Origin of the sequence: Mycobacterium sp. NPDC049093 (genome assembly GCF_040704635.1) — a bacterium.
Taxonomy (GTDB): domain Bacteria; phylum Actinomycetota; class Actinomycetes; order Mycobacteriales; family Mycobacteriaceae; genus Mycobacterium.
Window position 1 is genome coordinate 1097452 of record NZ_JBEZJS010000001.1, and the last position, 21484, is coordinate 1118935.

Annotated in this window: 22 protein-coding genes; 14 read left to right on the forward strand and 8 right to left on the reverse strand. The window is 66.5% G+C overall.

Annotation, left to right across the window (positions count from 1 at the left end; all coding sequences use genetic code 11):
- Window position 1 precedes the first annotated feature (1 nt).
- Both AB0876_RS05445 and AB0876_RS05450 read left to right on the forward strand, forming a co-directional pair.
- Window positions 2–523 (forward strand): DoxX family protein, encoded by a 522-nt coding sequence (locus AB0876_RS05445; RefSeq protein WP_491839462.1) that lies wholly within the window; start codon window positions 2–4, stop codon window positions 521–523.
- A 136-nt stretch (window positions 524–659) separates the two neighbouring features.
- Window positions 660–2414 (forward strand): DUF3556 domain-containing protein, encoded by a 1755-nt coding sequence (locus AB0876_RS05450; RefSeq protein WP_526041429.1) that lies wholly within the window; start codon window positions 660–662, stop codon window positions 2412–2414.
- Between the two features lie 36 nt (window positions 2415–2450).
- Here the strand turns inward: AB0876_RS05450 and AB0876_RS05455 are convergent, their stop codons facing one another.
- Window positions 2451–3242 (reverse strand): FadR/GntR family transcriptional regulator, encoded by a 792-nt coding sequence (locus AB0876_RS05455; protein ID WP_491839464.1) that lies wholly within the window; start codon window positions 3240–3242, stop codon window positions 2451–2453.
- A gap of 202 nt (window positions 3243–3444) precedes the next feature.
- Between AB0876_RS05455 and AB0876_RS05460 the strand changes: the two genes are divergently transcribed.
- From AB0876_RS05460 to AB0876_RS05470, 3 genes are read left to right on the forward strand one after another with little or no spacing between them, the layout of a single operon-like run.
- On the forward strand, window positions 3445–4593 hold the full coding sequence (locus AB0876_RS05460) for a thiolase family protein (RefSeq protein WP_036448095.1): 1149 nt from the start codon (window positions 3445–3447) through the stop codon (window positions 4591–4593).
- A complete protein-coding gene (locus tag AB0876_RS05465) occupies window positions 4590–5390 on the forward strand; it encodes an enoyl-CoA hydratase-related protein (RefSeq protein WP_491842487.1) in 801 nt (266 codons plus the stop codon). The genes AB0876_RS05460 and AB0876_RS05465 overlap by 4 nt, the downstream gene beginning before the upstream one ends.
- A 3-nt stretch (window positions 5391–5393) precedes the next feature.
- On the forward strand, window positions 5394–6536 hold the full coding sequence (locus tag AB0876_RS05470) for an acyl-CoA dehydrogenase family protein (RefSeq protein WP_418021697.1): 1143 nt from the start codon (window positions 5394–5396) through the stop codon (window positions 6534–6536).
- A gap of 106 nt (window positions 6537–6642) precedes the next feature.
- Here AB0876_RS05470 and AB0876_RS05475 read toward each other — a convergent pair whose 3' ends face one another.
- Together AB0876_RS05475 and AB0876_RS05480 are read right to left on the reverse strand one after the other, a co-directional pair.
- Window positions 6643–7341: a fasciclin domain-containing protein gene (locus AB0876_RS05475; protein WP_491842488.1), complete on the reverse strand. Its 699-nt coding sequence runs from the start codon at window positions 7339–7341 to the stop codon at window positions 6643–6645.
- A gap of 157 nt (window positions 7342–7498) precedes the next feature.
- On the reverse strand, window positions 7499–8818 hold the full coding sequence (locus tag AB0876_RS05480; protein WP_491842489.1) for an MFS transporter: 1320 nt from the start codon (window positions 8816–8818) through the stop codon (window positions 7499–7501).
- A gap of 40 nt (window positions 8819–8858) precedes the next feature.
- Between AB0876_RS05480 and AB0876_RS05485 the strand changes: the two genes are divergently transcribed.
- Entirely contained in the window at window positions 8859–9815 is a 957-nt protein-coding gene (locus AB0876_RS05485) for a GlxA family transcriptional regulator (RefSeq protein WP_526041430.1), read from the forward strand.
- A gap of 31 nt (window positions 9816–9846) precedes the next feature.
- Window positions 9847–10368 carry a gamma carbonic anhydrase family protein gene (locus tag AB0876_RS05490; RefSeq protein WP_491842491.1) on the forward strand — a complete coding sequence of 174 codons (522 nt, stop codon included), beginning with the start codon at window positions 9847–9849 and terminating at the stop codon, window positions 10366–10368.
- A 4-nt stretch (window positions 10369–10372) separates the two neighbouring features.
- Here AB0876_RS05490 and tet(V) read toward each other — a convergent pair whose 3' ends face one another.
- Window positions 10373–11653: a tetracycline efflux MFS transporter Tet(V) gene (gene tet(V), locus AB0876_RS05495; RefSeq protein ID WP_491842508.1), complete on the reverse strand. Its 1281-nt coding sequence runs from the start codon at window positions 11651–11653 to the stop codon at window positions 10373–10375.
- Between the two features lie 66 nt (window positions 11654–11719).
- Complete coding sequence (locus tag AB0876_RS05500; RefSeq protein ID WP_491842492.1) at window positions 11720–12523, reverse strand: enoyl-CoA hydratase; 804 nt, start codon at window positions 12521–12523, stop codon at window positions 11720–11722.
- 134 nt (window positions 12524–12657) lie between these two features.
- Here AB0876_RS05500 and AB0876_RS05505 point away from each other — a divergent pair, with 134 nt between their 5' ends.
- The 3 genes from AB0876_RS05505 to AB0876_RS05515 all read left to right on the forward strand — a co-directional run bounded on the left by AB0876_RS05505 (window position 12658) and on the right by AB0876_RS05515 (window position 15588).
- Entirely contained in the window at window positions 12658–13743 is a 1086-nt protein-coding gene (locus AB0876_RS05505; protein WP_491842493.1) for a CaiB/BaiF CoA transferase family protein, read from the forward strand.
- A 63-nt stretch (window positions 13744–13806) separates the two neighbouring features.
- Window positions 13807–14562, forward strand: coding sequence for a 3-hydroxyacyl-CoA dehydrogenase (locus AB0876_RS05510; protein WP_039323835.1), 756 nt, complete (start codon window positions 13807–13809; stop codon window positions 14560–14562).
- Window positions 14563–14574: 12 nt separating this feature from the next.
- Complete coding sequence (locus tag AB0876_RS05515; RefSeq protein ID WP_526041431.1) at window positions 14575–15588, forward strand: NAD(P)H-dependent flavin oxidoreductase; 1014 nt, start codon at window positions 14575–14577, stop codon at window positions 15586–15588.
- 78 nt (window positions 15589–15666) lie between these two features.
- On the opposite strand, the gene AB0876_RS05520 is transcribed toward AB0876_RS05515, so the two are convergent.
- Both AB0876_RS05520 and AB0876_RS05525 read right to left on the reverse strand, forming a co-directional pair.
- Window positions 15667–15798: a hypothetical protein gene (locus tag AB0876_RS05520; protein ID WP_155915856.1), complete on the reverse strand. Its 132-nt coding sequence runs from the start codon at window positions 15796–15798 to the stop codon at window positions 15667–15669.
- A gap of 201 nt (window positions 15799–15999) precedes the next feature.
- Window positions 16000–16536: a DoxX family protein gene (locus AB0876_RS05525; RefSeq protein WP_491842496.1), complete on the reverse strand. Its 537-nt coding sequence runs from the start codon at window positions 16534–16536 to the stop codon at window positions 16000–16002.
- A gap of 155 nt (window positions 16537–16691) precedes the next feature.
- On the opposite strand from AB0876_RS05525, the gene AB0876_RS05530 reads away from it, so the two are divergent.
- Genes AB0876_RS05530 through AB0876_RS05540 form a run of 3 tightly spaced genes read left to right on the forward strand, consistent with a single transcriptional unit; the run spans window position 16692 to window position 20348 of the window.
- Entirely contained in the window at window positions 16692–18995 is a 2304-nt protein-coding gene (locus AB0876_RS05530; protein WP_526041432.1) for an MMPL family transporter, read from the forward strand.
- The gene (locus AB0876_RS05535) at window positions 18988–19707 is read left to right on the forward strand and encodes a TetR/AcrR family transcriptional regulator (RefSeq protein WP_526041478.1); all 720 of its coding nucleotides are present in this window, start codon (window positions 18988–18990) and stop codon (window positions 19705–19707) included. The genes AB0876_RS05530 and AB0876_RS05535 overlap by 8 nt, the downstream gene beginning before the upstream one ends.
- 5 nt (window positions 19708–19712) lie before the next feature.
- Window positions 19713–20348, forward strand: coding sequence for a class I SAM-dependent methyltransferase (locus tag AB0876_RS05540; protein ID WP_526041433.1), 636 nt, complete (start codon window positions 19713–19715; stop codon window positions 20346–20348).
- Here the strand turns inward: AB0876_RS05540 and AB0876_RS05545 are convergent.
- Complete coding sequence (locus AB0876_RS05545) at window positions 20345–21073, reverse strand: NAD-dependent deacylase (RefSeq protein ID WP_491842499.1); 729 nt, start codon at window positions 21071–21073, stop codon at window positions 20345–20347. The genes AB0876_RS05540 and AB0876_RS05545 overlap by 4 nt on opposite strands.
- Window positions 21074–21110: 37 nt before the next feature.
- Here AB0876_RS05545 and AB0876_RS05550 point away from each other — a divergent pair, with 37 nt between their 5' ends.
- Entirely contained in the window at window positions 21111–21476 is a 366-nt protein-coding gene (locus AB0876_RS05550; protein WP_526041434.1) for an Rv1152 family transcriptional regulator, read from the forward strand.
- Window positions 21477–21484: the final 8 nt, after the last annotated feature.

A 21484-nucleotide genomic window follows, 5' to 3' on the forward strand; every position in this document is an offset into this window, starting at 1 on the left:
CATGGCTTCCTCTGCTTACGACACTGCGATCCTGCTCCTGCGCGTGGTGCTCGGCCTGACCATGGCCGCACACGGCTACAACAAGTTCTTCGGTGGCGGGCGCATCCCCGGCACCGCGGGATGGTTCGACAGCATCGGCATGAAGCCGGGCATGTTCCACGCCCGGGTCGCCGCCAGTACCGAACTGGCGGCCGGGCTGGGGTTGGCTTTGGGCCTGCTGACGCCGGTGCCTGCTGCCGGGTTCGTGGCGCTGATGCTGGTGGCGGCCTGGACCGTGCACCGGCACAACGGCTTCTTCATCGTCAAGGAGGGTTGGGAGTACAACCTGATCCTCGCGGTGGCCGCGGTGGCGATCGCCGGCACCGGTGCGGGTCGCTACAGCCTCGATCACCTGCTGTTCTCCAACTGCAGCTTCTACCACCTGCTGCACGGCTGGTGCGGGTTGACGATCGCGATCGTTCTCGGCCTGGTCGGTGGCATCGGCCAGCTGGTGATCTTCTTCCGCCCGCCGGTGAAGTCTTAGCTCGTCATCAGGCGCGTTGACACTACGGTTTCTGACGCAATTCCGGCACTTCTCGTCACAAACCGTAGTTTCGGCGGTTCCGCTGACTGGCCAGAACGACTACCCCGGGACTAGAACACGTTCTAATCTGTCGGGCATGGGTTTTCTCAAACAGGAATCTCCCGAGATCGACTTCGAGCAGTGGAGCAAGGGCACTCGCGCGGAGAAGATCCGGCCGATGGCGCGGCACTGGGCCGAGGTGGGCTTCGGGACTCCGGTTGCGCTGCACCTGTTCTACGTCGTCAAGATCGCGGCCTACATCCTCGGTGCCTGGCTGATCGCGCTGACGACCACCGGCGTCGACGGGTTCACCAACGTCGCGTCCTGGTACGCCGAGCCGATCGTCTACCAGAAGGTCGTGTTCTACACGATGCTGTTCGAGGTCATCGGCCTCGGCTGCGGCTTCGGCCCGCTCAACAACCGGTTCTTCCCGCCGATGGGGTCGATCCTGTACTGGTTGCGGCCCAAGACGATTCGGCTCCCACCGTGGCCTGACCGGGTCCCGCTGACCAAGGGCGACAGCCGCGGCTTCGTCGACATCGCCCTGTACGGCGCCCTACTCGTGATGCTGGTGGTGGCGTTGGCGTCGCAGGGCACCGGCCCCATCCCGGCACTCGGCAGTGAGATCGGCGTGCTGCCGGTCTGGCAGACCGCCGCGATCGTCGGTCTGCTCGCCGTGGCCGGTCTGCGCGACAAGGTGATCTTCCTGGCGGCCCGCGGCGAGGTGTACGGGTCCCTGGCGGTCTGCTTCCTGTTCAGCGGGGCCGACATCGTCATCGCCGCCAAGTTGGTGTGCATGGTGATCTGGCTCGGGGCGGCCACCTCCAAGCTCAACAAGCACTTCCCGTTCGTCATCTCCACGATGATGAGCAACAACCCGGTGTTCCGGCCGCGTTGGATCAAACGAAAGTTTTTCGAACACTTCCCGGATGACCTCCGGCCCGGCCGGCCGTCACGCTTCATGGCGCATTTCTCCACCGCCGTCGAAGGTCTGGTTCCGTTGGTGCTGTTCTTCTCCCACGGGGGCTGGCCGACGGCGATCGCCGCCTTCGTCATGCTGGTGTTCCACTTCGGCATCCTGAGCTCCATCCCGATGGGGGTGCCCCTGGAGTGGAACGTCTTCATGATGTTCTCGGTGCTGGCGCTGTTCGTCGGGCACGCCGGAGTGGGTCTGGGGGATCTGGACAGCCCGTGGCCGATCGTGCTGTTCGTGGTGGTCGCAGGAACCGTGGTGCTGGGAAACCTGTTCCCGCGCAAGGTCTCGTTCCTGCCGGGTATGCGCTATTACGCCGGCAACTGGGACACCTCGCTGTGGTGCGTCAAACCGTCGGCTGCGGAGAAGATCGAGAAGAAGATCGTCGCGATCGCCAGCATGCCGGCCGCCCAGATGGAGCGGTACTACGGCAGCCCCGAGGTCGCCCAGATGTACCTGTACATGGGATATGCGTTCCGCGGCTTCAACTCTCACGGCCGGGCACTGTTCACCCTGGCGCACCGGGCGATGGCCGGGTGCAACGAGGACGACTATGTGTTGACCGATGGCGAGCGCATTGTCTCCACGGCCATCGGCTGGAACTTCGGTGACGGGCACATGAGCAATGAGCAGCTCGTGGCCGCCCTGCAGAAGCGGTGCCACTTCGAGCCGGGGGAGGTGCGGATCGTGATGCTCGACGCTCAGCCGATCCAGCACCAGACCCAGCAGTACCGGCTCGTCGACGCGGCCACCGGAGAATTCGAGCGGGGCTATGTGAAGGTGGCCGACATGGTGACGCGGCAGCCCTGGGACGACGAACTACCGGTCTACGACGTCGAATCGGCATCGACGGTGCGTTCAGATCGCGATTCGGGCTGATTGTCCGATCTGAGCGCACGCTCGGCGGAAATCGGCTCAGCGCATGACGTCGCGCACCTTGACGCTCTCGATGTCCTGCAGCATCAGGATGCGTGCGGTGTCGAGGTGCTTGCGCCAATGTGCCTCGGCGGCATCGCCGTCGCCGGAGCGGATGATCTGGATCAGCTTGCGGTAGGACCGCATGAGCTTGTCGTAGTCGGTCTTGGACACCGGCCGGCGCTCTTTGAACAGGAAGGCGTGGTGGCGCACGGTGATTTCGTGCAGCATGCCGGCGATGATGCCCAGTGTGGCGTTGCCGGACAGCTCCACCACGCGGCGGTGAAAGTCGCCCGTGGTCGCGGCCAGCTGGTCCGACTGATGATCCTTGGGGATGTGCTCGTCGAGCATCTGCTCCAGTTCGGCGATCGCCGCCTCGTCGCCCTTCTCGGCGAGCAGGCGGGCGGCCATCGGCTCGATCGCGGCGCGTCCAACCAGGAGGTCGGCGATGTCGGCGCCGGAGAGTTCGAGCAGCAGACCCGCCGGGCGGGCGACGATCTCAGGGCCCGGAACCCGGACGCGGGCTCCGGTACGCGAGCCACGGCGGACCTCGACCAGGCGCTCGGATTCCAGCACCCGCACGGCCTCACGCAGTGTCGGCCTGCTGACCCCGAAATGCTCCATGAGCTCGGCTTCGTTGGGCAGGAAGTCGCCCTCTTTGAGCTGACCGTCGACGACCATGCGCCGTAGGGTGCCCGCGACGAGCTCGGCGGTCTTCGGGGAACGGACCGGTGCCTGCGGTGCGATCGCGTCGGGGCCGATCATCGGCGCCAGCGGTGTGGTTCGAGCCACCAGACACTCCCAGGTGAGACAACTTTTATGCTGGCCGGATGGTCAGCTGTACAACTCAGTAAACCATCTGTTCACCGTGGGAACGGTACATCGACGTCTACCAACCAGTAGGTTGACCTAGTAAACCTACTGGTCTATTTTCACCTCGAGTGCCCCAATCGCGTCCAACCGGGGTAGCGCCCCACCCTTCAAAGGAGAAGTCATGGCTGAAGCCGTCATCGTCGAGGCCGTCCGGTCACCAGTCGGGAAGCGCAACGGCGCCCTGTCCGGTGTGCATCCGTCGGAGCTGTCGGCCCAGGTGCTCAACGGTCTGGTGCAGCGCGCCGGCATCGACCCCGCCCTCGTCGACGACGTCATCTGGGGCTGCGTCATGCAGGCCGGTGAGCAGGCCCTCGACATCGCCCGCACCGCCCTGCTGACTGCCGGGTGGCCCGAGACCGTTCCCGGCGTGACCGTCGACCGCCAGTGCGGTTCCAGCCAGCAGTCGCTGCACTTCGCCGTCGCCGGTGTGATCGCCGGGCACTACGACGTCGTCGTCGCCGGTGGCGTCGAGTCGATGTCCCGCACCCCGATGGGCTCCTCGCTGGCCAGCGGCGGCCACCCCTACCCGGAGGCCTTCCGGGAGCGCTACAACGGGCAGACCCCCAACCAGGGTGTCGGCGCCGAGATGATCGCCGAGCAGTGGGGCCTGTCGCGTACCCAGCTCGACGAATTCTCCCTGCGGTCGCACGAGAAGGCCGCGGCCGCACAGGATGCCGGCGCGTTCAAGGACCAGATCGTCGGCATCAAGGACCAGGATGGCAACGTCGTGCTGGAAGACGGTGGCATCCGCCGCGGCGGCACCGTCGAATCCATGGCCGCCATCAAGCCGGCCTTCAAAGAGGACGGCGTGATCCATGCCGGTAACTCCAGCCAGATATCCGACGGCTCGGCCGCGCTGCTGGTCATGTCGGCCGAGAAGGCAAAAGACCTGGGGCTCAAGCCACTTGCCAAGGTGCACACCGCGGTGCTCGCCGGTGCCGACCCGGTCATCATGCTGACCGCGCCGATCCCGGCCACCCAGAAGGCACTGGCCAAGTCCGGCCTGAGCGTCGACCAGATCGGTGCGTTCGAGGTCAACGAGGCCTTCGCTCCGGTTCCGATGGCCTGGCTCAAGGACATCGGCGCCGACGAGGAGCGCCTCAACCCCAACGGCGGCGCCATCGCGCTCGGCCACCCTCTCGGCGGCTCCGGTGCGCGCATCCTGACCACGCTGCTGTACCACATGCGGGACAACAACATTCAGTACGGCCTGCAGACCATGTGCGAGGGTGGCGGCCAGGCCAACGCGACCATCCTGGAGCTCCTGTGACCGACACCGACACCCAGCCCGGCGCGCTTGTCGAGAAGCGCGGCAACGTACTGCTCATCACGATCAACCGGCCCGAGGCGCGCAACGCGATCAACGGCTCGGTCAGCATCGCCGTAGGCGACGGGTTGGAGCAGGCGCAGAACGATCCCGAGATCCGCGCCGTCGTCATCACCGGATCCGGGGACAAGTCGTTCTGTGCCGGCGCCGATCTGAAGGCGATCTCCCGGGGCGAGAACCTCTTCCACCCCGAGCATCCCGAATACGGATTCGCCGGCTACGTCAGCCATTTCATCGACAAGCCGACCATCGCCGCGGTCAACGGCACCGCCCTGGGCGGCGGCACCGAACTGGCGTTGGCCAGTGATCTGATCGTCGCCGAAGAGAGCGCCAAATTCGGTCTGCCCGAGGTGAAGCGGGGCCTGATCGCCGGTGCCGGCGGTGTGTTCCGCATCGCCGAGCAGCTGCCCCGCAAGGTGGCCAACGAACTGCTGTTCACGGGTGAGCCGATGTCGTCGGCCGACGCGTTGCGGTGGGGCCTGATCAACCAGGTCGTGCCGGACGGCACCGTCGTCGACGCCGCACTCAAGCTGGCCGAACGGATCACGGGCAACGCGCCACTGGCCGTGCAGGCGAGCAAGCGTGTCGCCTACGGCGTCGACGAGGGCGTCATCACCGGCGACAAGGACGGCTGGAAGCGCACCAACCGCGAATTCAGCACCCTGTTGCAGACCGAAGACGCCAAGGAAGGGCCGATGGCCTTCGCGCAGAAGCGCGAACCTGTTTGGAAGGCAAAGTAAGCCATGAAGCGACAGATCTATACCTCGGAGCACGAGGCATTCCGGGAGACGGTCAAGGAATACATCGAGCGTGAGCTCGTCCCCAATTCCGAGAAGTGGGAGACCGAGCGCATCGTCGACCGGTCGGCGTACACCGCCGCGGGCAAGTACGGCGTCATCGGGTTCAACATGCCCGAGGAGTTCGGCGGCGGCGGTTCGGATGACTTCCGGTTCAACGCGATCATCGACGAGGAGATCGCCAGGGCCGGTGTGCACGGCCCGGCGCTGAGCCTGCACAACGACGTCGTCGGCCCGTACTTCAAGGACCTCACCAACGACGAGCAGAAGCAGCGCTGGCTGCCCGGCATCGCCAGCGGCGAGACCATCATCGCGGTTGCGATGACCGAACCGGGCGCAGGCAGCGACCTGGCCGGCATTCGCACCTCGGCGGTACGTGACGGTGACGACTGGATCATCAACGGCTCCAAGACGTTCATCTCCTCGGGCATCAACTGCGACCTGTGTGTCGTGGTGGCGCGCACCGACCCCGAGGCCGGCCACAAGGGCTTCACGCTGTTCGTGGTGGAGCGCGGCATGGAGGGCTTCACGCGCGGCCGCAAGCTCGACAAGATGGGCCTGCACAGCCAGGACACGTCCGAGCTGCACTTCGAGAACGTGCGGGTGCCGAACGCCAACCTGCTCGGCAAGGAAGGTCGCGGGTTCTACCACCTGATGACCAACCTGCCCTCGGAGCGGCTCTCGATCGCCATCTCGGCGATCTACGGCGCGCGTGCGGTCTTCCAGGAGACGCTGCAGTATGCCAAGGACCGCAAGGCTTTTGGCCAGCCGATCGGCAGCTTCCAGCACAACCGGTTCCTGCTCGCCGAGATGGACACCGAGCTGGAGGTCACCGAGAACTACCTCGACCGCTGCCTCCAGGGCGTGGTCGACGGTGAGCTGACCGCGGTCGAGGCAGCCAAGGCCAAGTGGTGGGCTACCGAGGTCGCCAAGAAGGTCATCGACAACTGCGTGCAGCTGCACGGCGGCTACGGCTACATGATGGAGTACCGCGTCGCGCGGGCCTACGTCGACGGACGGATCCAGACGATCTTCGGTGGCACCACCGAGATCATGAAGGAGATCATCGGACGCGAGCTCGGCGTCTAGTTTTTTCGGCGACCAGACACAAAACTGCCCATTTCCACGCGGAAATGGGCAGTTTTGCTGGGGGCTCCACCCGCTTGCGCGGGACTGCTCGCGCTGAGAAAAGAAATCAGCCGATCGGGGCGTCAGCGGCCGGGGTCTCCGGGGCCTTCGTCGTGGTCGTGGTGCTGGAGCCCGTCGGCACGATGGCCTCCGGCGGGCTGTTGGGATCGAGCACGGTGTCGATCAGGTAGATCCGGGCGTTGGCCGACTGGATAGGACCGCAGACCAACTTGGCGGTGTCGTTGACCTTGATGTCACCGCCCTTGCCGGTCACCTTGACCTCAGCGCCCTGCTGGGTGGGCCGCTGGCCCTTGACGTCATCGGGGCCGAGCAGGCCCAGGAACGCGTGGTAGTAGTCCAGGCTGGTCAGCGCGGCCGGATCGGCCTTGAGGGCATCGAGCTTGCCGGGCTCCATGGCGGCGAATGCGTCATTGGTCGGCGCGAAGATCACGTACGGACCGTTGTCGAGCACCGGCACGATGTTGACGTCAGGGTTCAGGCCGCCGGAGATCGCGGCGTTGAACGTGCTGATGTCCGGGATGCTGGCCAGCACCTTGCCGGTCGGCAGATCCGCGAAGCTCTTCCAGTCCGGCATCGCCTTCTTGAAGTTGTCGCAGCCAGAGCCCTGCGGGTCGGGGATTTCGACGACCGGGGCAGTGGTGGTCGTCGGCGCCGGGTCGGCGTAGGCGGTGGCTGCCAGCGGCAGCGACGCCGTGATCGCGGCGACGGCCGCAGCAACGCCCAGTGTCTTGGTGCGAGTCTTCATTTGGTGGGTTTTCCTCCCGCTCATGCCTAGCCTGGTATTCGTCGGCTGTCGGTGACGCGTTACGCGGTTCTCCGCGCGACTATGGCGAGCGACCACGAGCATGACAGCCTCAGCGTTCCCCGCGGCGCCGCATCGGATGGTAAGGGTTACGAAGCGGTTACGGCAAAGCCGAAGTGCCAATTGTGACCAGGTCGGGGTTGGTGACCTGCGCTTTTCGGATGCTGAGACAAAGTGCCGCGGCGACGAAACAGAGTCCGGCGGCCAGCTGGAAGGCCAGGTCGTAATTGCCGTTCAGATCCCGCAGCCATCCCGCACCCGCGGCGGCGATGGCCGCGCCGACCTGGTGCGAGGCGAACACCCAACCGAACACCACCGGCGAACGATCTCCGAAGTAGTCCCGGCACAGCACGATGGTCGGCGGCACGGTGGCCACCCAGTCCAGTCCGTAGAAGATGACGAACACCCACGTGCTCGGTTCGGCGTGGGGGGACAGCAGGGACGGCAGCAGCATCAGTGACAGGCCACGTCCCGCGTAGTAGACGAGCAGCAGCAGTCGGGGGTCGACCCGGTCGGTGAGCCAGCCGGAGAACACGGTGCCCGCGACGTCGAGGATGCCGATGGTGGCGAGCAGGCCTGCGGCGACCGTGGTGGGCATGCCGTGGTCGTTGGCGGCCGGAATGAAGTGGGTGCCGATCAGACCGTTGGTGGTCATGCCGCAGATCGCGAAGCTCGCGGCCAGCAGCCAGAACACGCGGGTCCGTGCGCCGAGGCGCAGGCCGTCGAAAGCGGCCGCAAATCCTCCGGTCGGAGCCGACCCGCCCGGGACTGGCTCAGTGGCTCCGTAGGGAGCCAAACCGACGTCGGCGGGGCGGTTGCGCATGAATACCGCGACGAGCGGGACGACGGCCAGCGAGGCCGCCGCGACGATCAAAGAAGCCCAGCGCCAACCGTATTGGGTGGTGACGGCTGCGACGATCGGCAGGAAGACCAGTTGTCCCGTCGCGCTGGCCGCGGTGAGCACACCGGTGACCAGCCCGCGGCGCTGTTCGAACCAACGGGTCGCGATGGTCGCCACGAACCCCATCGAGATCGACCCGGTGCCGATGCCGACGAGCACGCCCCACAGCAGCACCAGCTGCCAGCTCGCGGTCATCAACGTGCTGACTGCCGAACCCGTCGCGATCAGCAGCAGCGACACCGTCAGCACCGGGCGGACCCCGAAGCGGTCCATGAGTGCCGCGGCGAACGGCGCGGTGAGCCCGTACAACATCATGTTGACCGACATCGCCAGGCCGACGGTGCCGTGCGACCAACCGAATTCGTGGTGCAGCGGGTTCATCATCACGCCCGGGATGGATCGGAACCCGGCTGCGCCGAGGATGGCCACGAAGCTCACGGCGGCGACCACCCAGGCCCAGTGGAGGTTTCGAGTCACCCGATCACTGTTGCCGAGGACGGCCGCCGCGACCAGTGGCATAAACGACAGCAATCATCAAAAACGTGCCACAATTGGCGTTGTGCACCGTGTTGCCGTCCTCCTGCTGGCGCCGGTGGTCGGGTTCGACGCGGCCATCGCGCCGACGTTGTTCTCCAACGCCGTCGACAGCGATGGCAATCCGGTCTACGAGGTGGTGACGTGCGGGCTCACCACTGACCCGGTGCCGTCGACGACCGGGTTTGCCATGGTGCCCGGCGCGGCAGCCGAGGCGCTGGAATCGGCCGACACCGTCGTGATCCCCGGCACCAGGTACGCGCCGGCACGCGTCGACGGTGCGTTGGGCGCCGAGGTGAGGGAAGCCCTCTCGCGGATCCGCCCCGGCACCCGGCTGGTTTCGATCTGCACCGGAGCTTTCGTACTGGCCGCCGCCGGCCTGCTGGACGGCAGACCCGCTACCACCCACTGGCGCTTCGCCGCGGACATGCGCCGGCTGTACCCCGAGGTCCGCCTCGACGAGGACGTACTGTTCGTCGACGACGGCGACGTGCTCACCTCCGCCGGTCTGGCCGCGGGAATCGATTTGTGCCTGCACATCATTCGCTCCGATCACGGCGCGCAGGTGGCCAACATGGTGGCCCGCTACTGCGTGGTGCCGCCGTGGCGGGAGGGCGGGCAGGCGCAGTTCATCGATCACGGGCTCACGGTCGACGACCATGCCTCGACCGCCGCCACCCGCGAGTGGGCGCTGCAGCACCTCGACGAGGAACTCACCGTGACGCGACTGGCTGGGCATGCCCACATGAGTGCCCGCACGTTCAATCGGAGGTTCCGCGAGGAGACCGGGCAGGCTCCCGCCACCTGGGTTCGCAGTCGCAGGCTGGACCTGGCGCGCGAACTGCTGGAATCGGGGGACCTGTCGGTGGACGAGGTGGCCAGGCGGTCAGGTCTGGGTACGTCGGGCAATCTGCGTCACCACCTGCGCCGCGGGCTCGGAATATCCCCGTCGAGCTACCGCAAGGTGTACCAGGGCGCGTGAGCCGGCCGGTCGGCTGTCTACCATGACCGGCATGCCTGAGCCGCTGATCGTCTCCGTCGCTGGTCATACCCCGCAGATCGACCCGGAAGCCTGGGTTGCCCCCAATGCCAGTGTGATCGGCCAGGTTTCGCTGGCCGCCGGTGCCAGCGTCTGGTACGGCGCCACACTGCGCGCCGAGGTCGAGCCCATCGAGATCGGCGAGGGCAGCAACATCCAGGACGGGGTGACCGTCCACGTTGACCCCGGGTTCCCGTGCCTGGTCGCCACCGGCGTCACCGTCGGGCACAACGTGGTGTTGCATGGCTGCACTGTCGAGCAGGACAGCCTGGTCGGGATGGGTGCGGTGGTGCTCAATGGTGCAGTGATCGGCGCCGGTTCGCTGGTCGCGGCCGGTGCGGTGGTGCCACAGGGCATGGTGGTGCCGCCGCGCTCACTGGTGGCCGGTGTGCCCGCCAAGGTGCGCCGCGAGCTCAGCGATGACGAGGTCGGCCACAACCAGCTCAACGCGGCGGCCTACACGCACCTGACCGGACTGCACAAAGACGCGGAGTAGCCACCTAGCGCAGCGGGTGCGCCAGCTCGTCGCGTGGCATCCGCGCCGCGGTCACGGCCACCACGGCCAGCACGGCGGGCAGCAGCCCGGCCACCAGGAAGATGGACTCCATCGAGACCACCTTCGACAGCGGGCCGACGATCGCGAACGACAGCGGCATGAACGCCAGTGACACGAAGAAGTCCAGGCTCGACACCCGGCCCAACATCTCCGTCGGCACCCGTCGCTGTAGCAGCGTTCCCCAGATCACCATGCCCGCCCCGTCGGTGACGCCGATACAGAACGTGGCCAACGCCATCAACGGGAATGACGAAGTGACGCCGACGACCACCAGCGGCACCGAGCCCAGGCCCCACATCAGCATCATCGTGGTCAGGTAGCGCCGCGGCATCCGGCGTGAGGACACCGTCAACGCCCCCAGTGCGCTGCCGAATCCGAAGAACGCCAGGATGAATCCGTACGCCCTGGCGCCGTCGGCGAACCGGTCCTGGGCGATGAACGGCAGCAACACCTCGATCGGCCCGAGGACGACGAGCACGAACATGCTCGCGAACAGCAGCGTCGCCAGCAGCCATGGTGTTCGCACCATGAACGCGAAACCGTCACGCAGATCACGTAATACGTGCGGGCGCTCACCACCGTCCTGTGCCGCAACCGAAGTCACGGTGGGACGGGTGGCGACCAGCAGGACCAGGCCCGCGCCGAACAACACCGCCACCACGACCGCGCCCAGGGACGGGAAGGTCGCGGCGATCACCATGCCTGCCACCGCGGGCCCGACGGAACGCTGGAAGACAGGGCGCACCACGCCCTCTACGCCGTTGGCCGCCAACAGTTGTTCGGGCGGCAGGATGCGGGGCAGCAGTGCGCTGTAGGCCGGGAAGAAGAATGCCGCGGCGATACCGAGAATGCCTGCGGCGACGGCCAGATGCCAGATCTTGAGCAGGTCGAGCAGGCCCAGCGCCGCGACGGTCGTCACCGTCACCAGGTTGACGGTCTCCACCGCGATGATGATCGCGCGCTGGTTGATCCGGTCGGCGGTGATCCCGCCGACGAGAACGAAGCCAACCAGGCCGACACCCATGCAGGTGGCCACCAGCGACAGTGAGGTCGGATTGTTGTCGATCGCGATGACCTGCAACGCCATCACCACCGACCACATGCCCTCGGCGAAGATCGACAACGTGACCGCGGCGATCAGCAACCGGTATTCGCGGATGCGGAAGGGTGCGAGCACACGCCAGCCGCCGGTCTGATCAACCGGTGTCTGGATGTCGTGCTGCATGCTCACAACATCCGATGGTGCCTACCCGGAGTGGGTTGCGTCCAACGATTTTTGGGCGCGCGGAGCTTACTGCTGGGTGAACTCCGGGCGCCGGTTCTGCTGGAACGCCTTGGTGCCCTCGCGGAAATCGTCGGACACCAGCAGCTGGAGCTGGCCCTTGCGCTCGCGGGCGAAGGCGCCCTCGAGCTCGGTGAGCGTCGCCGCGTTGACGGCCTGCTTGGTCTCGCGCAGCGCGACCGCCGGGCCGGAGCGCAGCTTGGCGATGATCTTGTCCACCGCGGCGTCGAACTCGTCGGCCGGGTACACGGCACTGATCAGGCCCCAGTCGAAGGCGTCGGCGGCGGTGAGGCGGTCGGCCAGCAGCGCCAGCCGCATGGCCCGGATGCGGCCGATGTTCGCGGCGACCAGAGCAGAGGCACCGCCGTCGGGCATCAACCCGATCTTGGTGAAAGCGAGCAGGAAGAAGGCCGACTCCGAGGCCAGCACGACGTCGCATGCCAGTGCCAGCGATACCCCGACGCCGGCAGCGGGGCCCTGCACCGCGGCAACGACGGGCTTGGGCAGCGCCACGATCGATGCGACGGCGCGGTTGGCGGCGTCCAGCACGCCTTCGGCGTCGTGGCTCTTGGCGTTCTGATCGTCCTCGCTGATGCCGGCGCCGGAGCTGAATCCGCGGCCCGCGCCGCCGAGGCGTACCACGCGCACCTCGGAGTCGGTGGCGGCCAGATCCATGGCGTCGGCGATCGCCACGAGCATGTCCTGCGTCAGCGAATTGAGGCTGTCGGGCCGGTTCAGCGTCACCGACAGCACACCGCCCTCGAGGGATACGGTCACGTCTTTGACGTCGGGGTACTCGCGGGTCACGGTCATCTATGCACCTTAGGTCTGGCGGGCCTGTGGCCCGCTCCGGGCGGGGGCGGCTATGCCATACCGGCTCGAGAAGGTTATACAAGTAAGCTATGTCACCGGTCAACCGAGACCCACACGCGAAGGGGCGAAAGAGCATGGCTGGACCACTGCAAGGTTTGCGCGTTGTTGAGCTGGCGGGCATCGGCCCCGGCCCGCACGCGGCAATGATCCTCGGCGATCTGGGTGCCGACGTGGTGCGCATCGAACGGCCGGGCAAGGGCACCGGTACGCCCAGCGGCGACACCATGCTGCGTAACCGCCGGTCGGTGGCGGCGGACATGAAGAGCGACGAGGGCCGCGCGCTGGTGCTCAAGCTCGTCGAGAAGGCCGACGTACTGATCGAGGGTTTCCGCCCCGGTGTCACCGAGCGTCTGGGGCTGGGGCCCGACGACTGCGCCAAGGTCAACGAACGGCTGATCTACGCCCGGATGACGGGCTGGGGCCAGGAAGGCCCGCGGGCCCTGCAGGCCGGCCACGACATCAACTACATCTCGCTCAACGGCCTGCTGCACGCGGTCGGGCGCAAGGGGGAGCGTCCTGTGCCGCCGCTGAACCTCGCCGGTGATTTCGGTGGCGGGTCGATGTTCCTGCTCGTCGGCATCCTTTCGGCCCTGTTCGAGCGGCAGACCTCGGGCAAGGGCCAGGTGATCGATGCCGCGATGATCGACGGGTCCAGCGTGCTGATGCAGATGATGTGGAGCTTCCGTAGCCAGGGTCTCTGGTCTGACGAGCGCGGCACCAACATGCTCGACACCGGTGCCCCGTACTACGACACCTATGAGACCTCCGACGGCCGCTACATGTCGATCGGGGCGATCGAGCCGCAGTTCTACGCCGAGCTGCTCAAGGGTCTGGGGCTGGATGACGCCGATCTTCCGGATCAGAACGACATGGCGCGCTGGCCCGAGCTGCGCGAGGCGTTCACCAAGGCATTCGCCGCGCACGACCGGGACCACTGGGCCGAGGTGTTCGCCGGTACCGACGCGTGTGCGGCTCCGGTGCTGTCCTTCGCCGAGGTGCTCACCGAACCGCACATCGCCGAGCGCAACACGTTCTTCGACGAAGGCGGCAATCTGCAGCCGATGCCGGCGCCACGGTTCTCCCGCAGCGTCCCTGCGGTGCCGACGCCGCCGGGCCCGCGCGGGGCTGACACGGAAGCCGTTCTGCGGGACTGGGTTTAGTTCCACCACTGTTTGGTTCGACCAGGGGTCGGCGGGGACGCCGGCCGGAAAGGAATGCGGTACATGGAGATCAAGGACGCGGTAGCCGTCGTCACCGGCGGTGCCTCCGGCCTGGGTTTGGCCACCACCAAGCGCCTGCTGGATGCGGGTGCCCAGGTGGTCGTGATCGACCTCAAGGGTGAAGAGGTCGTGGCCGAACTGGGTGATCGGGCCAAGTTCGTCGCCACCGACGTCACCGACGAGGCGGGCGTGACCGAGGCGCTCGACGTCGCGGAATCGCTTGGCCCGGTGCGGATCAACGTCAACTGCGCCGGCATCGGCAACGCGATCAAGACCCTGAGCAAGAACGGTGCGTTCCCGCTCGACGGCTTCCGCAAGGTGGTCGAGGTCAACCTGATCGGCACGTTCAACGTGATCCGGCTCAGTGCTGAGCGCATCGCCAAGACCGAGCCGCTCAAGAACGAGGAGCGCGGCGTCATCATCAACACCGCCTCGGTCGCGGCGTTCGACGGCCAGATCGGGCAGGCCGCCTACTCGGCGTCCAAGGGCGGCGTGGTCGGCATGACCCTGCCCATCGCGCGTGACCTCTCGCGTGAGCTGATCCGGGTGTGCACCATCGCGCCGGGGCTGTTCAAGACCCCGCTGCTGGGCTCGCTGCCGGAAGAGGCGCAGAAGTCGCTGGGCCAGCAGGTGCCGCACCCGGCCCGGCTGGGCGATCCCGACGAGTACGGCGCCCTGGCCGTGCACATCATCGAGAACCCGATGCTCAACGGCGAGGTGATCCGCCTCGACGGCGCTATCCGTATGGCCCCCAGGTAATTAAGGACTGATATGGCATTGAAGACGAAGTTCACCGAGACGTTCGGGGTCGAGCACCCCATCGTGCAGGGTGGCATGCAGTGGGTCGGCCGTGCCGAACTCGTTGCGGCCGTGGCCAATGCGGGTGCGTTGGGTTTCATCACCGCGCTCACGCAGCCGACCCCGGCGGATCTGGCCAAGGAGATCGAGCGGTGTCGTGAGCTCACCGACAAGCCGTTCGGTGTGAACCTGACGATCCTGCCGACGATCAACCCGCCGCCATACGACGAGTACCGCCAGGTGATCGTCGACTCCGGCATCAAGATCGTGGAGACCGCGGGCTCCAACCCGGCGCCGCATCTGCCGATGTTCCACGCCAACGGGATCAAGGTGCTGCACAAGTGCACCTCGGTGCGCCACGCGGTCAAGGCGCAGAGCCTGGGTGTGGACGGCATCAGCATCGACGGGTTCGAGTGCGCCGGTCACCCCGGTGAGGACGACATCCCGGGCTTGGTGCTCATCCCGGCCGCGTCGGCCAAGATCGACATCCCGATGATCGCCTCGGGCGGTTTCGCCGATGCGCGTGGCCTGGTGGCCGCGCTGGCGCTGGGTGCCGACGGCGTCAACATGGGTTCGCGGTTCATGTGCACCGCGGAGTCGGCGATCCATCAGAAGGTCAAGGAAGCGATCGTGGCGGGCACCGAGCTCGACACCGAGCTGATCTTCCGCAGCCTGGGCAACACCGCCCGCGTCGCGAGCAACGCGGTCTCGCGTGAGGTGGTGCAGATCCTCAAGGACGGCGGTCAGTTCGAGGACGTCAAGGATCTGGTGGCCGGCAAACGCGGCGTGAAGGTCTATGAGATCGGTGATCTTGACGCGGGCATCTGGTCGGTCGGAACCTCGATGGGCCTGATCAACGACATCCCCACCTGCGGCGAACTCGTCTCGCGGATGGTGTCGGAGGCCGAGGAGCTGATCAGTGGGCGCCTGGCGAACATGATCGGCGCGGACGAAGCCGAGCCGGAGAAAGAAGCAGTCCTCGCCTGAGCGAGGACTGTGGCCCTTGAAGGGGCAAGTTACGGCAAACTCAAGATGGGAAACGCGCGCCTCGCGGCGCGCGTTTTCTCATACTGCGGTGGGCAGTTCTTGGTAGTCGTCAAACTGCTCGGAGGTTTCCCCCTCGACCAGGACATCGCCGTGGTAGAGAGCCTCGAAGTCAACCTTGATGACATCGGCACTGGTGTCGTCGATCCACATGACACTGAGCGTATGGGTCACCATTAAGGAATCTTTGAGTCACGGTTCGGAAAATGGTGGCAATCCTACTTTTGGGTAGGTTTCTGGCGAGTAGCCCCGATGCGGGGCGTGGTGCGTGGCGGCTGCGCCGATTTCTACCGCCGGGTCGCTTGAGCACGCTGGGCGCGGCCCTTGCGTGGAAATCGACGAGCTGGCTGGGTCTCAGGCGCCCGGCTTGGTGAAGTGGATCGGATTGCTCGGGTTCAGCGCGATCCAGGTCACCACGGCGGCGACGACGCCGATCACCACGAGACCCACGGACGCCCGGGCCGACACCCGGGAGCGGCCGAATACCCGGTGATCGACCGAGAACGCGCCGGCACCGGTGAACAGCAGCGCTACGGCGGCGAATGCGGCCAGGAACGGGACGTTGAACGGCTGGGACCAGAAGGCGTCGGCCGAGACGTTCACGGCCCAGGCGTCGACCATCGCACCGATCACCGCGCAGGCGGCCAACGGGGTGAGGATGCCCAGCAGCAGGCCGATGCCGCCGAGGGTTTCGGCCGCCGTGACCATGAACGCGCCGAATGCGGGTAGCCGCCAACCGGTGGATTCCATGAATTCGACGGCAGTGCCGAAGTCGAATGCCTTGATCAGACCGGCCTGCAGCATGGTCGCGCCGGTGGCGATGCGCAGGATGAGCAATCCGGTGTCGGTCATGTCGGTAGTCGTGGTTCCGGGGTCGCTGGTGATCGTCATGCCCTATTAGACGCACGGAAGCCACCGAATTCATCGCGTACGTGGGAGTTGAACCCTTTCGGGCCGGTCGCCGTGTGTAGAGCGAGACCCACGTTGACGCTGGAAACTTACCGTTGTTAACTTAACGGCGGTATTCATCGGGGGAAGGACACTCAGTGCTGCACCGAATCGCCCATCTGGCCCTCGCCGCGCCGCGGCGGGTTCTCATCGTGGCCGCACTGGCGATGGTCGCCGCGGGCATCTTCGGCATCCCGGTCGCCAAGAGCCTGTCAGCCGGCGGATTCCAGGACCCGACGTCGGAATCGGCACGGGCCACGCAGCTGCTGTCGGACAAGTTCGCCCGCGGCGACATGCAGTTGGTCATCAGCGTCACCGACGACAACGCCGGCGCCCAGAGCCCGGCCGCACGAGCCGCAGGCGCCGACATCGCCGCCCAGCTCAAAGCATCGCCATTCGTGACCGAGGTCAGCTCGGCGTGGACTGTGCCCGCACCCGCGGCGGCCACGCTGATCAGCAGGGACGGCAAGACCGGGCTGATCCTGGCCGGCATCACCGGCGGGGAGAGCGGCGCACAGAAACACGCCAAGGAGCTCACCGATCGACTCGTGCACGACCGCGACGGCGTGACCGTGCGCGCCGGCGGCGAGGCGATGATCTATGTCCAGATCAACGGGCAGAGCGAAAAAGACCTCCTGATGATGGAATCCATCGCGATCCCGTTGAGCTTCCTGGTCCTGGTGTGGGTGTTCGGTGGATTGCTCGCCGCGGCATTGCCGCTGGCAGTCGGCGGCTTCGCCATCCTGGGATCGCTGGCGGTGCTGCGCGGATTCACCATGGTCACCGACGTCTCGATCTTCGCGCTCAACCTCACCGTCGCCATGGGCCTGGCGTTGGCCATCGACTACACCCTGCTGATCGTCAGCCGCTACCGCGACGAACTCGCCGAGGGCGTCGACCCGGACCGGGCGTTGGTGCGCACGATGGTGACGGCCGGGCGCACGGTGCTGTTCTCGGCGATGACGGTGGCGTTGTCGATGGTGGCGATGGTGCTGTTCCCGATGTACTTCCTCAAGTCTTTCGCGTACGCGGGCATCGCGGTGGTGGCGCTCGCGGCATTCGCGGCCATCGTGGTGGCGCCGGCCGCCATCGCGCTGCTGGGCGACCGATTGGACGCCTACGACGTACGCCGGTTCATCCGCCGCGTCCTGGGCCGGCCCGAGCCCGTGCGTAAGTCCGTGGAGCAGACGTTCTGGTACCGCATGACCAAGCGCGTGATGCGCCGGTCGGTCCTCGTCGGATTCGCCGTGATCGCGCTGCTGCTCATGCTGGGCGCCCCGTTCCTCGGCATCAAATGGGGATTCCCCGACGACCGGGTGCTGCCGTCGTCGGCGTCGTCCCGTCAAGTCGGCGACGAACTGCGCAACGACTTCGCCGTCGACTCGTCCACCGCCGTCACCGTGGTGTTGCCCGACGTGACTCGCCTGACGCCCACCGAGCTCGACCGCTATGCCGGCGATCTGTCCCGCGCCGCCGACGGGGTTTCCGTGTCCGCGCCAGGGGGCACCTTCGTCGACGGGCGCCGGGTCGGACCGCCGACGTCAGGAACCGGAATGGCCGACGGCAGTGCGTATCTCACCGTCGGCAGCCATGTCCCGCTGTTCAGCGACGCCTCTGAGGCCCAGCTCGACGCATTGCACGCCGTGCCTGCGCCGGCCGAGGTGCAGTTCACCGGGCTCGCGCAGGTCAACCGAGACAGCTCGCATGCGATCACCTCCCGGTTGCCGCTGGTCCTCGGCATCATCGCCGCGATCACATTCGTGTTGCTGTTCCTGCTCACCGGCAGCGTGGTGCTCCCGCTGAAAGCGTTGGTGCTCAACGTGTTGTCGCTGTCGGCGGCGTTCGGTGCGCTGGTGTGGATCTTCCAGGACGGGCACCTGGGCGCGCTCGGCACCACATCGACGGGCACCTTGGTGGCCAACCTGCCGGTGTTGTTGTTCTGCATCGCATTCGGGTTGTCGATGGACTACGAGGTGTTCCTGGTCTCGCGGATCCGCGAATACTGGCTCGAATCCGGCCAGACCCGCGAGGATAACGACGAGAGCGTCGCGCTCGGCCTGGCCCGTACCGGTCGGGTGGTGACAGCCGCGGCACTGCTGATGTCGATCTCGTTCGCAGCGCTGATCGCCGCTCAGGTCGCCTTCATGCGGATGTTCGGCCTCGGCCTGACCATCGCGGTGCTCGTCGACGCCACGTTGGTGCGCATGTTGTTGGTGCCGGCCTTCATGCACCTGATGGGGCAGTGGAACTGGTGGGCGCCCGCACCGTTGGCCCGACTGCACAAGCGAATCGGGATCAGTGAGTCAGGTCCGGATGAGCGAGACCCCATCGGAGCCGGTGATGCTCCCACGGACCGGGACAAGCGTGAGCCGGCCGATGCCTGCGTGAAGGACGCTGGTTAGCGTGGTCATTCAATCGCGCAAGCGGCGCCGCGCCCCTCGTGGCTCCGGGGAGCTGCTGCGCGATGAGATCCTCGACGCCACAACCGAACTGCTGCTGGAAACCGGTCATGCCAAGGCGGTCTCGATCAGATCGGTGGCTCAGCGGGTCGGGGTCACACCGCCGTCGATCTACCTGCACTTCGAGGACAAGGACACGCTGCTGGATGCGGTGTGCTCGCGGTATTTCGAGAAACTCGACGAGGAGATGCAGCGCGCCGCCTCCGATCACACCTCGACCATCGAGGTGCTGCGTGCGCAGGGACACGCCTACGTGAACTTCGCCCGACGCACACCCGAGTTGTACCGGCTGGCGACCATGGGTGAGGGCAGGCCCGGCAGTGACGTCGACGTCGCGCTCAACAGCTCTGCGTTCCAACACATGCGCGCTGCCATGGAGACGCTGATCGCCGAGGGCGTGTATCCGCCCGGCGACGCCACGATGCTGGCGTTGGAACTGTGGACCGCGGCGCACGGGGTTGCCGCGATCCTGATCTCCAAGCCGTATCTGCCCTGGGGAGATGTCGAGGCGTTCACCGACCGCGTGCTGCGTGCGGTGTCGACCGGTCAGATCGTCTCGGGGATCATCGGAACCGACCTCGCACCTGCCGAGGCAATCGCGCGGTTGCAGGGCTTGGCCAGTGAACACGCCGACGAAGGCGCCGAAGAAGGGTAGAAGCCGTGACTGACAAGACCGTCGACAATCCGTTCTTCGCCCGAGTGTGGAAGACGCTGTCGAGTTCGGAGCCGAAGGCGCTGCGGCGGCTGCGCGCCGAGAACCTCGCCGGGCTCAGCGGCCGCGTCCTGGAGATCGGTGCGGGCACCGGGACAAACTTCGCCTTCTATCCGTCGACGGTGACCGAGGTGGTCGCCATCGAGCCCGAACGTCACCTCGCGGAGGTGGCCCGGACCGCGGCGGCCGACGCGCCGGTACGGGTGACCGTCACCAGCGACACTGCCGAGAAGTTCGGCAGCGCCGAACCGTTCGACGCCGTGGTCTGCTCGTTGGTGCTGTGCTCGATCGATCAGCCCGATACGGTGCTGCGCCAGTTGTTTTCGATTGTCCGGCCGGGCGGCGAACTGCGGTACCTTGAGCATGTCGCCGGTCGCGGCTGGCGGGCCGGGATGCAGCGCGTGGCCGATGCCACCGTGTGGCCGAGGTTGTTCGGCAATTGCCACACCCATCGGGACACCGAGCGGGCGATTGCGGACAGTGGATTCCAGGTTGAGACGGCGCACCGTGAGATGGCGATGCCGGCCTGGGTGCCGCTGCCGGTGACGGAGTTCGCGATCGGGCGGGCGGTCAGGCCGGCCTAGCCGACGTCGCGACTACCGAGGAGCGTGGGTAACCGCTGCAGCAGGTTCGGCAGGGAACCGGCCGCGGTCTCGCGCAGCGAGAGTGTCGCGCTGTCCGACAGCGGGGTGCGTTCCGGATTGACCTCGACCACCACGGTGCCTGCGGCGACGGCGGCTTCGGCGAGGCCCGCCGCCGGATAGACGATCGAACTGGTGCCCACCACGATCACCACATCGGCGTTGCTGACCGCAAGTACCGACCGTTGCCAGGCATCGTCGGGCAGCGGCTCGCCGAACCACACCACGCTCGGCCGGATCAGGCCGCCGCACGGGCAGACCGGAGGTTCGATCGTCTCGACCGGCTCCGGCATCTCGGGCAGGTTGCCCTCGAACTTCGAACCACATGCATCGCAACGGAACTCGAACAAATTGCCGTGCAGATGGTAGACGTTCGTACTGCCGGCGCGCTCGTGCAGGTTGTCGACGTTCTGGGTGATGACGTGGACGTCGGCGAAGTCCTGCCAGGCGGCCACGGCCCGATGTCCGTCGTTGGGCTGCACGTGGGACATCATGTAGTGCCGCCACAGATACCAGGCCCAGACTTTCTCCGGGTGCCGCTGCCAGCCTTCGATGCTGGAGATCTCGTAGGGGTCCACCTTTGCCCACAGGCCCGTCTCGACGTCGCGGAACGTAGGTACACCGCTCTCCGCCGAGATTCCGGCACCACTGAGGACAGTCACTTGCACATCACCAACGTAGTCGGTTTGGGTGATACTTGAGGATGTGGTCGAGTTGGGGGAATGGGTTCTGATTGATTCGAGCGCGGAAAAACCGTTGTTCGATCAACTCCGGATCCAGATTATCGAGGGGATTCGGCAGGGGCGCCTGTCGCCGGGTACCCGGTTGCCGACGGTGCGTGAGCTGGCCGGGAAGGTCGGGCTTGCGGTGAACACCGTGGCCAGGGCCTATCGCGAGTTGGAATCGGCGGGGGTGTTGGAGACCCGGGGTCGGTACGGCACTTTCGTGGCACGGGCCGATCCGGCCGATGCCGCGATGGCCGCTGCCGCGCATTCGTTCGCCGAGACCGCCCATGCGCTGGGGATCGGCAAGGCCGACGCCCTGCGTTATCTGGACAGCGCTTTCGACTGACCGGGCTG